This window comes from Alkalicoccus daliensis, from assembly GCF_900103955.1.
In the GTDB taxonomy this organism is placed as follows: Bacteria; Bacillota; Bacilli; order Bacillales; family Salisediminibacteriaceae; genus Alkalicoccus; species Alkalicoccus daliensis.
Genome location: NZ_FNIL01000008.1, coordinates 93,326 through 107,125 on the forward strand (window position 1 = coordinate 93,326; position 13,800 = coordinate 107,125).

Annotated in this window: 10 protein-coding genes; 8 read left to right on the forward strand and 2 right to left on the reverse strand. The window is 41.6% G+C overall.

Annotation, left to right across the window (positions count from 1 at the left end):
* Nucleotides 1–128: 128 nt before the first annotated feature.
* From BLP92_RS12580 to BLP92_RS12595, 4 genes are all read left to right on the forward strand, one after another.
* The gene (locus BLP92_RS12580; RefSeq protein WP_210184567.1) at nt 129–1,301 is read left to right on the forward strand and encodes a DUF418 domain-containing protein; all 1,173 of its coding nucleotides are present in this window, start codon (nt 129–131) and stop codon (nt 1,299–1,301) included.
* 190 nt (nt 1,302–1,491) lie between these two features.
* Nucleotides 1,492–2,571 carry an MBL fold metallo-hydrolase gene (locus tag BLP92_RS12585; protein ID WP_090843309.1) on the forward strand — a complete coding sequence of 360 codons (1,080 nt, stop codon included), beginning with the start codon at nt 1,492–1,494 and terminating at the stop codon, nt 2,569–2,571.
* 96 nt (nt 2,572–2,667) lie between these two features.
* On the forward strand, nt 2,668–3,621 hold the full coding sequence (locus BLP92_RS12590; RefSeq protein WP_090843310.1) for a calcium/sodium antiporter: 954 nt from the start codon (nt 2,668–2,670) through the stop codon (nt 3,619–3,621).
* A 564-nt stretch (nt 3,622–4,185) separates the two neighbouring features.
* Complete coding sequence (locus BLP92_RS12595; RefSeq protein WP_090843311.1) at nt 4,186–6,252, forward strand: putative bifunctional diguanylate cyclase/phosphodiesterase; 2,067 nt, start codon at nt 4,186–4,188, stop codon at nt 6,250–6,252.
* A gap of 71 nt (nt 6,253–6,323) precedes the next feature.
* Here the strand turns inward: BLP92_RS12595 and BLP92_RS12600 are convergent, their stop codons facing one another.
* Together BLP92_RS12600 and BLP92_RS12605 are read right to left on the reverse strand one after the other, a co-directional pair.
* Nucleotides 6,324–6,503, reverse strand: a complete 180-nt coding sequence (locus BLP92_RS12600) for a hypothetical protein (protein WP_090843312.1) — start codon at nt 6,501–6,503, stop codon at nt 6,324–6,326.
* A gap of 414 nt (nt 6,504–6,917) precedes the next feature.
* Entirely contained in the window at nt 6,918–7,661 is a 744-nt protein-coding gene (locus tag BLP92_RS12605) for a DUF4352 domain-containing protein (protein WP_090843313.1), read from the reverse strand.
* A gap of 736 nt (nt 7,662–8,397) precedes the next feature.
* On the opposite strand from BLP92_RS12605, the gene BLP92_RS12610 reads away from it, so the two are divergent.
* The 4 genes from BLP92_RS12610 to BLP92_RS12625 all read left to right on the forward strand — a co-directional run bounded on the left by BLP92_RS12610 (nt 8,398) and on the right by BLP92_RS12625 (nt 13,758).
* Nucleotides 8,398–9,711: an exo-beta-N-acetylmuramidase NamZ family protein gene (locus tag BLP92_RS12610; RefSeq protein ID WP_090843314.1), complete on the forward strand. Its 1,314-nt coding sequence runs from the start codon at nt 8,398–8,400 to the stop codon at nt 9,709–9,711.
* A 256-nt stretch (nt 9,712–9,967) separates the two neighbouring features.
* Nucleotides 9,968–12,070 (forward strand): glycoside hydrolase family 3 protein, encoded by a 2,103-nt coding sequence (locus BLP92_RS12615; RefSeq protein WP_090843315.1) that lies wholly within the window; start codon nt 9,968–9,970, stop codon nt 12,068–12,070.
* Nucleotides 12,071–12,358: 288 nt separating this feature from the next.
* Nucleotides 12,359–12,916: a guanylate kinase gene (gmk, locus tag BLP92_RS12620; RefSeq protein ID WP_090843316.1), complete on the forward strand. Its 558-nt coding sequence runs from the start codon at nt 12,359–12,361 to the stop codon at nt 12,914–12,916.
* A gap of 113 nt (nt 12,917–13,029) precedes the next feature.
* Entirely contained in the window at nt 13,030–13,758 is a 729-nt protein-coding gene (locus tag BLP92_RS12625; protein WP_090843317.1) for an AAA family ATPase, read from the forward strand.
* The last annotated feature ends 42 nt before the right edge of the window (nt 13,759–13,800 follow it).

The window sequence follows — 13,800 nt, forward strand, 5'->3', positions numbered from 1 at the left end:
TTTTTATGGAGTATCCTAAAGAATATTTTGAAGACCGCCGGCACGGAAGAATTAGTCAATTATGCGTGTTTTGCTGTCTTGATTGGGATGATGAAAATCGATACATAGACCAAGAAATAATCTGCTTCATGAAAAAAACTCATCTGCAGATTGTATTCATCATGAAAGAAGGTTCTTCGATGTCCTCAGTAGATAACTCTGTAAAAGGAGAACGAATAATTATATTGGACCGGCTCAGAGGCTTTGCTTTATTAGGAATATTTCTTATGAACATCCCCGGTCTTGCCGGAGTTTCCCCGGATGCGCAGCCTGTGCTGAGAAGTTTTCTGGAAATCTTAATGCAGGATAGTGCCAGGCCTTTGTTTGCAATAATGTTCGGTTTAAGTATTGCTCTGTTATACGATAAAACAAAAATAAAAGATAAGAACCCTTATCCAATGTTAGTAAGAAGACTCGTGATTTTAGGAATTGCGGGAACAATACATGCGTATGCTGTCTGGGCGGGGGACATCCTTCTGATGTTTGCTATGGGAGGATTTATCATGCTGGCTTTATTAAAGCTGTCCGGGAAATGGCTGTTTGTACTTGGAATGTCTTTATGGATATTTTATACGGTCGGCCAGGATTTCTATAGTAATTACCTGGGAATATCCGTCACACCTGCAGCCGTGTTTGGAGCGCAGTGGGAAAGCTGGAAAGCAATAGCAGGAATGACCCTTTTCTTGAATGAATTTTCTTCCATGCTGAATCACCTCGGATTTTTTCTGCTTGGTATTTTCATTTACCGGAAAGAAGGAATTTATTTTATTGTGGAGCACCGCCTGAAAATGTGGCTCTTCTCTCTGCTCTTTTTTATAGTTGGATTTCTCGGGAAAACTGCATTGCTGTTAATACCGGATAATCTTTTTATCCAGAGTCTGCAAAATTTTTTCCCTTTTGTTTTAACGCTTGGAGTGGCGATAGGAGTGGTGCTGACAGGCACCAGCAGAACAGTTGCCTCAAAGCTGCTTCCTCCTTTTACTGCTGTCGGAAGAATGACTTTTACAAATTACCTGCTCCAGTCACTAGTGTTTACCACAGTATTTACAGGAAGAGGACAGACAATTTTTCAGGAAGGCGGTATTTGGACAAATCCAGGCTATCATTTTGCTCTCAGCCTGGGGCTTCTGTTCTTTGTCTTCCAAATGATCTTCAGCCAATTATGGATGAAAAAATTCTATTACGGTCCTTTTGAATGGATCTGGAGGGTCGGCACCTATGGAAAGCTCGTTCCGATGATAAGAGAAAATGCTAATAAATAATGTATTTTTCAAGCTTCAGCTAAAAGACTTTGTTATTCATATTGAAAGCGAAAAAGCAGAATGAATCGGAGCAGCTTCCATAATTCTGCTTTTTTCAGTGTTAAAACATAAAATCGAAAGACCCTTTCCTTGCAGGGATGCTGGTCCAAACTTAAGATGAAAGAAAAAGCAATCGGAAAGGATTACTCTTATGCTGAAAACAATATTTAAATTATCCGCAGTCGCAGCTGCCGCAGCTGCATTGTTTGTAAATGTCCATCCCGGCTTTGGAAAAGGTCCTGATAAGAAGGAAAGAAATACTTTCCGAAGCCTGCCGAATATTCAAAAAGGCAGATTTGTTAATGAAAAGACGTCAAACATGGAAATGAATGCAGCTGATTTGTATTCTTTTTTAAAAGACTCTCTTCAAAAAAGAGAAGAGCGAAGTCCTGCAGGGGATCTTCTTCTCGCATATACAGACTGGAAAAGAGAAAACAGTATCACCTGGTTCGGACATTCCACCTTTTATATAACTATCGGTGATTTTAAAATACTCGTGGATCCAATGCTTGGTCCCGCCGCTTCGCCAGTGTCATTTTTAGGCAGCAGGCGCTATACAGGGAGTCTGCTTCATTTAATTGAAGAAATGCCGGAAATTGATGTGGTTCTGCTGACGCATGATCATTACGACCATCTTGATTATCCTTCTATACAAAAGCTGCACAGTAAAGTTCGCCGCTTTCTTGTTCCGCTTGGTGTAGGAGCGCATTTAAAAAGATGGGGAGTGGAAGCGGAAAAAATTACAGAGCTTAACTGGTGGGAGGAAACTAAAGAAGAGGGTATTCTCTTTGCGCTGACGCCGTCACGCCATTTTTCCGGACGGGGGATGCTGAACAGGGATCATACACTATGGGGAGGCTGGGCAGTTCTGGCCGAAAATACCAGGCTGTACATAAGTGGGGACGGAGGGTATGGACCTCATTTTAAAAAAATTGGTGCAGCATATGGACCTTTTGATCTGACAATGATGGAAGGCGGACAGTACGACGATAGATGGAACTGGGTGCATATGCGGCCGGAAGAAGCAGTGCAGGGACATAAAGATGTGCACGGCAGGAAGATGATGCTCGCACACTGGGGCGGCTTCACGCTCGCTTACCACAGCCGGAAAGAGCCGGTGGAAAGAGCGCTGAAAGCAGCGGAGGCGCAGGAAGTGGAACTCCTGACGCCGGCAGTCGGCAGTACAGTTTCCATTCATGAACCGGCCCCGCAGCCGAAGTGGTGGAGGTAAACAAGCAACATTTCAGCTGTTGCTTTATCAACAAATGAAGTATTTGAGACATTTACTGAAGCAGCATATTAACTATTCACAAATGAGGGAATGCATGTGACTTATTTATTTCTCGTGATAGGATTCCTTTTATTAATTAAAGGAGCGGATCTGTTTGTAAAAGGAGCTTCTCATATAGCCACTGCCCTGCGGGTATCTCCGCTGTTGATTGGTTTGACAATTGTTGCTTTTGGAACAAGTTCTCCGGAGGCAACAGTAAGTATTGTCGCAGCACTCGAAGGTACCGCCGGCGTAGCAGTCGGCAATGTTGTTGGCAGCAACATATTTAATATTACCTTCGTTATCGGACTGACTGCACTGATTGCTCCCCTGCGGGTGGAAAGTGAAACGATCCGCAAGGAAATTCCTTTTACACTGCTTGCAGGGATTGCCCTGCTGATTGTGATCAGTGACCAGGCATTATACGCCCTTAACGAAAGTGTTATTTCCCGCAGTGACGGCTTGATTCTTCTTCTCTTTTTCGCAGTGTTTCTATATTACATTTTTGAAGTTGCCAGAAAAAACCGTACAACTGCTGCAGCGGAAACACAGGAAAGCTCCAGTTCCTGGACGAAAAATATACTGCTCACGCTGGGGGGATTAGCTGCTATTATTTTTGGCGGAGATCTGGTAGTGAACAGTGCCACGGACATCGCTGTTACTTTTGGCATGAGTGAGACACTTGTAGGCTTAACGATTGTAGCAGTGGGAACATCGCTTCCAGAACTGATCACCTCGATTACTGCTGCAATAAAAAAAGAAAGTGAAATTGCTGTCGGAAATATTGTAGGAAGCAATATATTCAATATTTTCTTTGTGCTCGGTACTGCATCGGTGGTGGCACCTTTAGCAGTAGATGCCAGCATGTTTATTGATGTAATTATTATGCTCACCCTTACAATAGTTCTGCTTATCTTTTCAAGGACGAAATTCCAGGTAGGGAGAACAGAAGGTTTGATTTTAGCGGGCGCTTATATTGTTTATATGGTTTATATTATTCTGAGAAACTAAAAAACTATCATCAAAACAGAACTTAACTTCGCTAAAATTAGTCGAAAGCAACCCATTGGATAAGCTTGCCTGCTCTTCTTCAACTCTTTCTCCTGCCCTTGGGCAGAAAAAAGGATCACAGGCTGCGCTTGTACTGGAGACGCTGTATAAAATATAATCCTGTTTTTTCAGCTGCAGCCGCAGAAGAGTTGACTCCGGGAGGATGAAGAACGATTCTTATATCTTCCCAAGTGTGTTGCCGGAAAGATAAAGTAAGCATGCGCAAAACCAGCCAGTGTTTTGGCTGCGTGAAGCCATGCTCCTCTTTTAAGAAAGTCAGGTTCGCTGAGAGAGTTCCCGCCGAAACGCATACCTATACAGAAATAATATTTTTCAACAGCCTGGCTTTTCGTAAGTATAGAATATTTATGAAAAGCCTTTTTGTAATTCTTTTGTCATGATATAAATGGTGCTTTTTTCTTGCAGATTAGGTAAAATAAAACTAATCACAGCAATTAACATGAAAAAAGACTTACAAATTCGCAGTTTAAGTTGTAAAAATTAAACAAGGACAGGAGCGAATACATGATAAAGAATTTTGAAGCCTCACAGGATGATCAATTTTATAAAGAAATGTTTGATGTAATGGTACAGGAGTCTTCTGCAAGTATGTATCTGATTGAAGATGGCAGGTTTTCTTATGTGAATAACTATTTCTGTATACTGAGCGGATATACTGCAGAAGAGCTGATTTCAGGAAAAGTCACTTTACAGGATCTTGTGCATCCGGAAGATTTACCGTTCGTCATAAAAAAACTTGGTCGGGATCCAGCAGATGCAGAAGTCCGTTATCAGATTCGGTTTTTTAAAAGAAGCGGGGAAATCTGCCACATTGAAATTCATTCGATGAAAATAAAGCGGCACGGGAAAGAACTGGTGATGGGCACTGTCTATGATGTAACCACGAAAGTAGAGGCCGATCTGCTGCTGAAGGAAAGTGAAGAACGATTCAAATCACTGTTCGATAACAATCCGGATTCCATCTTTGTATTTGATCTGGAAGGAAATTTCACTGGAGCGAACGACAGCTGTGAAACCCTTACCGGATATTCAAGAGAAGAGCTGATGCAGATGTCGTTTCTACCGATTGTAGCAGAAGAAGATCTTTCCATTTCGATTGAATATTTTCAGCAGGCAGCACAGGGCATCACCAACTTTCATGAAATCTCTATCATCCAAAAGAACGGAGCGCGAAAGCAGATTGAAATCACCAAAGTTCCAATGCACCAGAATGGAGAAATCATTGGAATTTACGGCATCGCAAAAGACATTACAGAAAAGATAGAGCATAGAAAAATGATGGAAGAGCTTATTTATTACGATGCATTAACAAAACTGCCAAACAGAAAATTATTTGAAGAAACACTCCATGAGGCGCTTGCTGCATCCAAAACTGCAAATCAGCAGCTTGCAGTATTATTCCTTGATCTGGACCGATTCAAGTTTATAAACGATTCTTTAGGTCATCATATGGGAGACGAGTTTTTAAAGCTTGTAGCACAAAGGCTGGCAGAGAATGTGCAGCCGGATGGAATTATCGGCCGCTTTGCGGGAGATGAATTTGCAGTATTACTGCCGGGCACTGAGGAACAAGAAGCACTTGCACTTGCTAAAAATTTGAATCACGTAATGGCAGCGCCCTTCCAGGTGCTGGGACACTCGATCAGCGTCACCGTGAGTATTGGAGTCTCGGTTTACTGCGGGAAACAGGCCTGCAGTGATGAGCTGATTAAGCAGGCAGATATGGCTATGTATTACGCAAAAAAATTAGGGAAAAATAATTACAAACTGTATTCAGACGAACTGGATAATAAAACGGTTTATAAACTGACACTGGAAAATGATTTAAAAACTGCTGTTGCAAACGGTGAGTTTGTGCTTCATTATCAGCCTGTTAAAAACCTGAATACGGGAAAATTAGAAGCAATAGAAGCGTTGATCCGATGGCAGCATCCGCATCTGGGAATGGTGCCTCCGGATACATTCATACCTATTTCAGAAGAAAGCGGGCAAATCGTTTCTATAGGAAATTGGGTGCTCCAAACGGCATGTTCGCAGATTAAATCCTGGCAGAAAGAAGGTTACGAACCCTTTAAAGTATGTGTAAATATTTCCACTATTCAGCTGCAGCATCCGGACTTTATAGATATGGTAAAAGAAACATTAGAGAAAACAGACCTGGCTCCTGAGTGGCTGGAACTGGAGATAACAGAAAGTATTCTTTTGGAAGACACAGCCAATATCCAGGAAAGTTTAAGAAAATTAAAGGCAATGGGAATTTCTTTATCTATTGATGATTTTGGTACAGGGTATACATCATTAAGCTATTTACGGCAATTTTCTTTTGACCGAGTGAAAATAGACCGAAGTTTTATTAATGATATTGCAGAGGGAGGCAGCGGAAGGGCGATTACTTCTACTATTATTTCTTTAGCAAAAAAGTTAAATATGGGGGTGATAGCCGAGGGGATTGAAGAAAAAAGTCAGCTTAAGTATTTAAAAGAGGAATTATGTGAGAACGGGCAGGGCTATTACTTCAGTAAGCCGCTTCCTCCGGAAAAATTAATACCTGGATTAAAGATGAATAATTAAGTATGGAAATAGCAAAAAAGGAAGGTTTCTGGTCCCAGGAATCTTCCTTTTATCATTAAACCGAGTAACAGCTATGACTGATTCGAGGTTTTCAATAACAGCAGGCCTAAGGCACTTACTGCTGCAAACAAACCTGCCAGAACGAGAAAATCATCTCTGTAATTAAATGTATTAAAAGTAAAAGCATAAACGAGCAGCGCTCCGAGACTTCCGAGCAGATTAATCCATAACAGCGGCTTTACAAAGTTCATTTTTTCACTCCTTCCGCTCCTAAGTGTAGCATAAAGTACCTTTTCAATTTAATCAGAAAAAAGTATAGGACTGCGCTTGTATCCCGCTGTGGCTGCCGGACGCTAAGGAGAAAAGGTGTTTTATTGAAAAAGCTGCGCTAATAGTGGAGTTCCTGTTTAAGATCCAATCGTTTTTTTCTGCACTGCAGCCACAGAAGGCCGACACCTTTGGGAAGGAGGAAGATCCTTTTAAGGAGGCAGGTTAGCTGCGAGAGTTACCTCTATACCTTCGAAAGAAAAGGTTAGAATCGTATACTCATACAGAAAAAACACATTTTTCAGCAGCCTGTAAAAAAAGTCCTGGAAGGACTTCTTTTATCAGCTTAGTTAATTATTTCTCTGATCTTCAGGCTGCCGCTGTTATAAAAAATTCAATTAAAATTCAATTTCAATATCAACTTCTTCTCCGAGATCTTCCCAATCCTCATCATGCGGAGCGCTCCAAACAGCACGAAGACTTTCTACTTCTTCCGCCTGAGAATTTTCAAGAACAAAGAAAAAGCTGCCGCTGTGAGAAGTTCCGGCCATCAATTCACCATCGATATGATCAGACAGCCATAAATCCTGTTCCAGCTGCTCACCGGTAGAGGTGGAAATAGTAGCCTGGCTTGCATAAAAAGTAATATCCTCATCTGCAGTATTTTCTACTTCCACATCCATTTGTATGTAATCCAATTCTTCAGTTTCCATCATTTCTGCTAAGTCAGGAGCTAATTCTCCGGAAGCTGCATTCACCTGTGTAATCTCCATTACTACAGGACCTGTTTCTACTGTATCGATTTCGTCCTGCCTTGCATGTAAAGTGAAGGTACCGCCTTCGTTTTCGATCGTCTCTCCTACTTCCGTTTCCCATCCATCCTCTGCTATTTCCTCAGCAGCTTCTTCTTCATTTCCTTCTGCTTCGCTGTTATTTTCTGTTTCTTCTGTTTCCATGTTAGTCTCTTCCGTATTTTCCGCTGCCGGTTCATCGGCTTCGTTTTCTGCATCAGGAGTATTTTCCCCTGATTCTTCCGCTGCGTTATCAGCTTCTGCAGTATTTTCATTATTAACAGATTCGTTTCCGCATGCTGCAAGCACCGCTAAAGTACTAAGTGATAGTATAATCGTTGTTTTCTTCACCTTAATTCCTCCTAAAAATGTAATAAGTTACTACTGTAACATAAAAATAGCAGTAGTTGTAAATACGGTAGTTAATAAATAAAAGAAAGTAATGCAAATAAAATTCAATTAATCGAGCCCATTTCACAATACAAAATCAGTTAATTTAAAACGAATAATAGAAGGTTGCTTCGTTATAGACGGATGCTTTCCCGAGGGCTTGTCTTCAACTGAATAGGACGATAAAAAACTTTCGTCCTATTGGATCTTCAGACTGCGCTGATCCTCCGGGAGTCACCGTCTGTCACTTCGGAGCACTAATTAAAAAAGAACATTAAATGTTTAATGTCAATGAAAGTTCGTCAATTTTTTTGAAAATGTATTTATGAAATTGGCTCCATCATTAAAGTTTACAGGATTATAATGACCTAAGACTTTTCTTTAAAACAGTTTCCCATTAAAAATAAAATTATCAATTCTCAAATTTAATCAGGACTTTTTTCTTGTGAACTCCTCTGAAATTTAAAGCGATATTCAAAATTAACCCGGAGATGTCAGGAAGAGAAGGCAATATTTATTATATTTTGAATATTTAAACCTAATGGGCTATTGAATCAAAATATCGATATGGTAAGTTTATATATGAAATAATATTTTAGTAATTAATTTTATTGCTGAAATATAATGACGGAATAAAAAGAAAGGAGGACGGAGCTGCCGGGGTAAGAGATAAAATTCCAGGGAGGTTTCATCAGATATGAAAAAAACATTATTACTTTGCTTAGCACTCCTGTTACTTATGTCGTTTGTGACAACAGCATTCGCAGGACAGTCAGGAAACGGTAAAAAGGACCAGGCTTTTTCACTCGGAATTGATAATTTACTTGAAGAAGAAATTGATTTAATCAGAGGAAAACAAGTAGGTCTTGTTACTAATCCTACGGGCGTTGATCAGGAGTTAACGAGTATTGTGGATATATTATTTGAGCATCCCGAAGTCGATTTAACTGCATTGTACGGGCCGGAACATGGGGTGCGGGGCGATGCACAGGCAGGAGATTATGTTGAATTTTATATTGATGAACGCACAGAACTGCCGGTTTACAGTTTATACGGTGCTACAAGGAAACCAACTGCAGAAATGCTGGAAGACATAGAAGTGCTGTTATTTGATATTCAGGATGTAGGCACACGTTTTTACACATACATTTATACAATGGCTTATGTAATGGAAGCAGCAGAAGAAAATGATATCCCGGTAGTTGTGCTCGACCGTCCAAATCCTATTGGTGGAGATAAGGTGGAGGGGCCGGTATTGGAGCCGGAGTTTGAATCTTTTGTAGGAATGTATCCAATTCCCCTTCGCCACGGGATGACAGTTGGAGAACTGGCACTGCTTTTTAATGAAGAATTTGATATTCAGGCGGATTTATCTGTAGTAGAAATGGACGGATGGGAGCGCTGGATGAACTATGACGATACGCCGCTGCACTGGGTACTCCAGTCTCCTAATATGCCAACTCTTGATACAGCCTACGTGTATCCAGGTGCTGCGTTAATTGAAGGTACCAATCTTTCTGAAGGAAGAGGGACCACAAAGCCGTTTGAACTTGTTGGTGCCCCTTTCATTGATTCCACAGAATTAGCAGCGGCCATGAATGCGCTGAATCTGCAAGGTGTTACTTTCCGTGCTGCTTCTTTTACTCCTGCGTTTTCTAAACATGCAGGTCAGCTGAGCAACGGGGTGCAGATACACATTGACGACTACGAAGCATTCCAGCCGATAGAAACCGGAATTCATTTATTAGTCACCTTACAGGAGTTATACCCGGAGGACTTTGAATTTCTAAGCAACAATTTCTTCGATAATCTGATCGGCAACGGTGATACGCGTCAGCAGATTCTAAGCGGCATGTCAGCAGAAGAAATTACCGACTCCTGGCAGGATGGACTGGAAGATTTCCATGAAGTAAGAGAGGAATATCTACTTTATGAGGAGCATACAAAAGGCCGATCCCCCGGAAGTAAGGATCATCCAGGAAGAGGAAATAACCCTCCTGGTAAAAATTAAGCTGAATAATCTCTTCGGTTCTGCGTACACGAAAGATTTCTGCTCCATAGTTGCTGAAATTTAAACTGCTGTAAAGCGAAAGGCAGGGCGCTCAGAAATCACAGCAGTTTGAGAATGCATATGGACGAAGCTCTGCTTCGTCCATATTAGTCGAGAACTGGCCTTCACCGAGAGTGGACGGCAATAAGAATGATCTTCATTGAAAACAGCTTTATTTTCCCAGCGGTTTTTACTTACTCAGGAGAGGAGAAAATATATGAAATTCAAAAAAAGTCTGCTTGCTTCCGTACTGTTTCTGTCCCCCGTATTCGCTGCTGCACAGCCTGCTTTTGCAGAAGGCACGCAGGGTTCAGAGGATTTAGTACTTTATCAGAACATACCGGAAGTGGAAGCGGAATTGACAGAAGAAGGCATTGATCTTCGGACACTGCAGATTCATGAAGAGGGACACTATACAGAAGCAACAGAGGAACTGGAATGGAAATCTTCCAATCAAAATGTGGCAGCTGTGAATGAAAACGGGGAAGTGACATTTTCAGGGCAGCGGGGTAAAACTTTTATTACCGTAACAAATGGAGAACATACAGATCGTATTGGCCTGCAGATGAAAGCAGATGCCTCTAAGAAAACAGGGAAGGGTAAGCCGCCTAATAGTATCGAAGTGAAAAAAGAAAGTGGAGAAAGATATCAAGTTGTTGATCGGGCACTTGCCTCTTTATCCGAAGATGAAAAGATCGGGCAGATGATGATGCCTGATTTCCGTCACTTTGAGGGTGAGGAAGTAACCGAGATGCTTCCGGAGATAGAAGATCTCGTAGAGGAATATCATCTGGGAGGAGTTATATTATTTGCAGAAAATGTAGTAGAGACAGAGCAGACGAGCAGATTGGTGGACGATTATCAGGAAGCGGCGGAAAAGTTCGGCCTGCTGGTTACGATTGACCAGGAGGGTGGAATCGTGACAAGACTGCAGACAGGCACCCATCTGCCGGGAAATATGGCGCTTGGTGCCACCCGCTCTCCGGCGCTTGCTGAAATGGCGGGAGATGTCATAGGTGCGGAGTTGTCAGCGCTTGGTATAAATACGAATCTGGCTCCCGTAGTCGATGTAAACAATAATCCTGACAACCCGGTAATTGGAGTCCGCTCCTTTGGAGAAGATCCGGATCTTGTTGCTGAAATGGGGATGAATTACATTGCCGGCCTCCAGCAGAATGGTGTGGCAGCTACAGCAAAACACTTTCCGGGACATGGAGATACAGCAGTGGATTCCCACCTGGGACTGCCGGAAGTTCCTCATGATATGGAAAGATTGAAAGAAGTGGAGCTCTATCCCTTCCAGCAGGCAATGGATCATGGAATTGATGCAATTATGACGGCACATGTAACCTTCCCGCAGATTGATGGAAGTAAAGCAATTTCCCAAAAAGACGGCACCGAAATTTCTATTCCAGCCACACTTTCCCGGACTGTGTTAACGGATTTAATGCGGGACGAAATGGGATATGAGGGAGTAGTAATGACAGACGCGATGAATATGAATGCGATCACAGATCATTTTGGGCCAGTTGATGCTTCGATCCGTGCTATTAATGCAGGCGCAGATATTATCTTAATGCCGGTAGGGTTAGAAGAAGTCTTCTCCGGCGTCCGTGAAGCTCTTTCCAGCGGAGAAATACAGCAGGAAGAAATTGATCAATCTGTAAAACGCATCCTCACCTTAAAAATGGAGCGGGGTATTTTTAAAACAGAGGAGACTTTAAATCAGGAGGAGAAAGCCGAAAATGCTCTGCAGGTGATAGGTGCAGAAGCGCATAAAGCAGTAGAACAGGAGATAGCAGACAGATCAATTACAATGGTTAAAAATGAAGATGTACTGCCAATAAGCATGGAAAGCGACGAGGAAATTGTAGTGGTCGGCACTTCATTTATCGGCAGCTTAGCAGGAGCTCTTCAAAATTATCATGAAAACGTGACGACTATCACACTTTCCAGCGGCCAAACTGCACTTACTTCTTCCCAGCAGGAATTAATTGAGGAGGCCGGCCAGGTCATTATTGGTTCCTACACCTTTAATGTGGCAGGAAGATCTCCGGAAAATGCAGCCATGCAGGTATTTCATCAGATTCTGGACCTGAAAGAAGATGTAATTGGTGTAGGGATACGCAATCCCTATGACATTATGGGCTACCAGGATGTGGATGGCTATCTTACTCAATACGGATTCCGGGATGCAAGCTTTGCAGCAACGGCCTCTGTAATTTTTGGAGAAAATAATCCTACAGGTGCACTGCCGGTAACCATCCCGGATCATGAAAATGGTGTGCTTTATCCATTTGGTACAGGCTTAAGCTATTAATCTTTCCTATTTAATATCCCTTCTTTTCTTTAATCAGGAAAAGGAGGGATATTATTTTTGGGAGAATTCCATACTAATACTCCAGAGGTTATTCATAAAACTTTTTTCATAACAGCTATGCTGATAATTAATTTTTTTCAGGGCAGGCCTGGAAAAAACTCAAACAAATAATTGAGTTCACCAGTGAAAACAGATAAAGTTTACTATGGAGCAGTTTTAACACATGAAAGCAGCAGCTATTGTACATAACGCTGATACAAAATATTTTCTCAAGAAAGGTGATCATATATGAAAAAAATCTTTATCCTGAGTGGGTTCGCAGGCGCAGGAAAAAACGCAATAATCAACAACCTGCTTGAAATAGAATCGTCGCTTACGTATATTCCTTCCTATACGACCAGAAATAAGCGGGAGGGAGAAGCCCAGGGAAATCCTTATCAATTTGTATCGATGGAACAGTTTCAGCATATGGTAGCGAAAAACGACTTTATTGAATATGAAGAAGTCCACGGCAATTTGTACGGCACTCCCTTATCTTCCTATGAACTCGCATTTAAAGAAGGAAAAACAATCGTGAAAGATATTGATGTGAATGGAGCGGTAAAATTTAAGGAGCGTTTTCCGCAGGCAGCATTAATATTCATTCAGCCTACCAATCCTGAAGATGTACTGGAAAGAATGCGGAACAGAGGAGATAAAGAAGCCGACATTATGAAACGAATGCAGCGGATTGAATATGAACTGCAGCTCAAAGATAAATTTGATTATACCGTGTATAACGATGATTTAGCCCAGGCGACAAAAGAATGCCTGGAGATTATTAAAAACGAAGCAGAGCTTTCATAATAGAATCAATTTCATCATTCTATTATTCTAATTTCAATATCATCTGATTTGTATCATAAATTGATTCAATAAAGAAGCCGTTTTTATTATCCAGGGCAGAAAGGAAGGGAACAATGTTTCTTAAGAAAATTACACTGTTAAAAGAACAGGTGCCTTCTTATCATCAGTATCCTTTTTCAATTCCTTCTATAAAGAGTCTGGACGAACTGGAGATAAATGTTCCGATCACATTTTTAGTCGGGGAAAATGGTTCCGGAAAATCTACCCTGCTGGAAGCTGTCGCTGATAAATGTGAATTTAATACTGCAGGCGGCGGCCGTAATAATTACTATGACACAGATGCTTCGGATGCTGCGCTGGGAGATTTCATCAGGCTCTCCTGGATGCCGAAAGTGACAAATGGCTTTTTTTTGCGGGCGGAGTCTTTTCATCAGTTTGCTTCGCATGTAGATGAAGTGGGAGCGAGAGCTGCTTACGGCGGACAGTCTTTACACGCGCAGTCGCACGGAGAATCTTTTTTATCGCTTTTTGTAAATCGTTTCAAAGGCAATGCAATTTATCTGCTGGACGAACCGGAAGCAGCATTATCCCCCCAGCGGCAGCTTTCCTTTTTAAAAATCATGTATGAGCTGGCCGCAGAAAAAAACAGCCAGTTTATCATTGCGTCCCATTCTCCCATTCTTCTCGGATGCCCCGGCGCAGAGATTTTCAGTTTCGACCATGGAAAAATTCAAAAAACTGCTTATGAGGACACAGATCATTATCAAATCACAAAATATTTTCTGCAGCACCGGGAAAAATTTCTGCATGATATCTTATCCAGTGAAGAAGAGAATACGTAAAAAATCGCCTGCCTCCATAAAGGAGCAGACGATTTTTTTATG

Coding starts and splice junctions, on each gene's coding strand:
- BLP92_RS12580 (WP_210184567.1), top strand. CDS start 129: ATGAAAAAAACTCATCTGCAGATTGTATTCATCATGAAAGAAGGTTCT.
- BLP92_RS12585 (WP_090843309.1), top strand. CDS start 1,492: ATGCTGAAAACAATATTTAAATTATCCGCAGTCGCAGCTGCCGCAGCT.
- BLP92_RS12595 (WP_090843311.1), top strand. CDS start 4,186: ATGATAAAGAATTTTGAAGCCTCACAGGATGATCAATTTTATAAAGAA.
- BLP92_RS12600 (WP_090843312.1), bottom strand. CDS start 6,503: ATGAACTTTGTAAAGCCGCTGTTATGGATTAATCTGCTCGGAAGTCTC.
- BLP92_RS12610 (WP_090843314.1), top strand. CDS start 8,398: ATGAAAAAAACATTATTACTTTGCTTAGCACTCCTGTTACTTATGTCG.
- BLP92_RS12615 (WP_090843315.1), top strand. CDS start 9,968: ATGAAATTCAAAAAAAGTCTGCTTGCTTCCGTACTGTTTCTGTCCCCC.
- gmk (WP_090843316.1), top strand. CDS start 12,359: ATGAAAAAAATCTTTATCCTGAGTGGGTTCGCAGGCGCAGGAAAAAAC.
- BLP92_RS12625 (WP_090843317.1), top strand. CDS start 13,030: ATGTTTCTTAAGAAAATTACACTGTTAAAAGAACAGGTGCCTTCTTAT.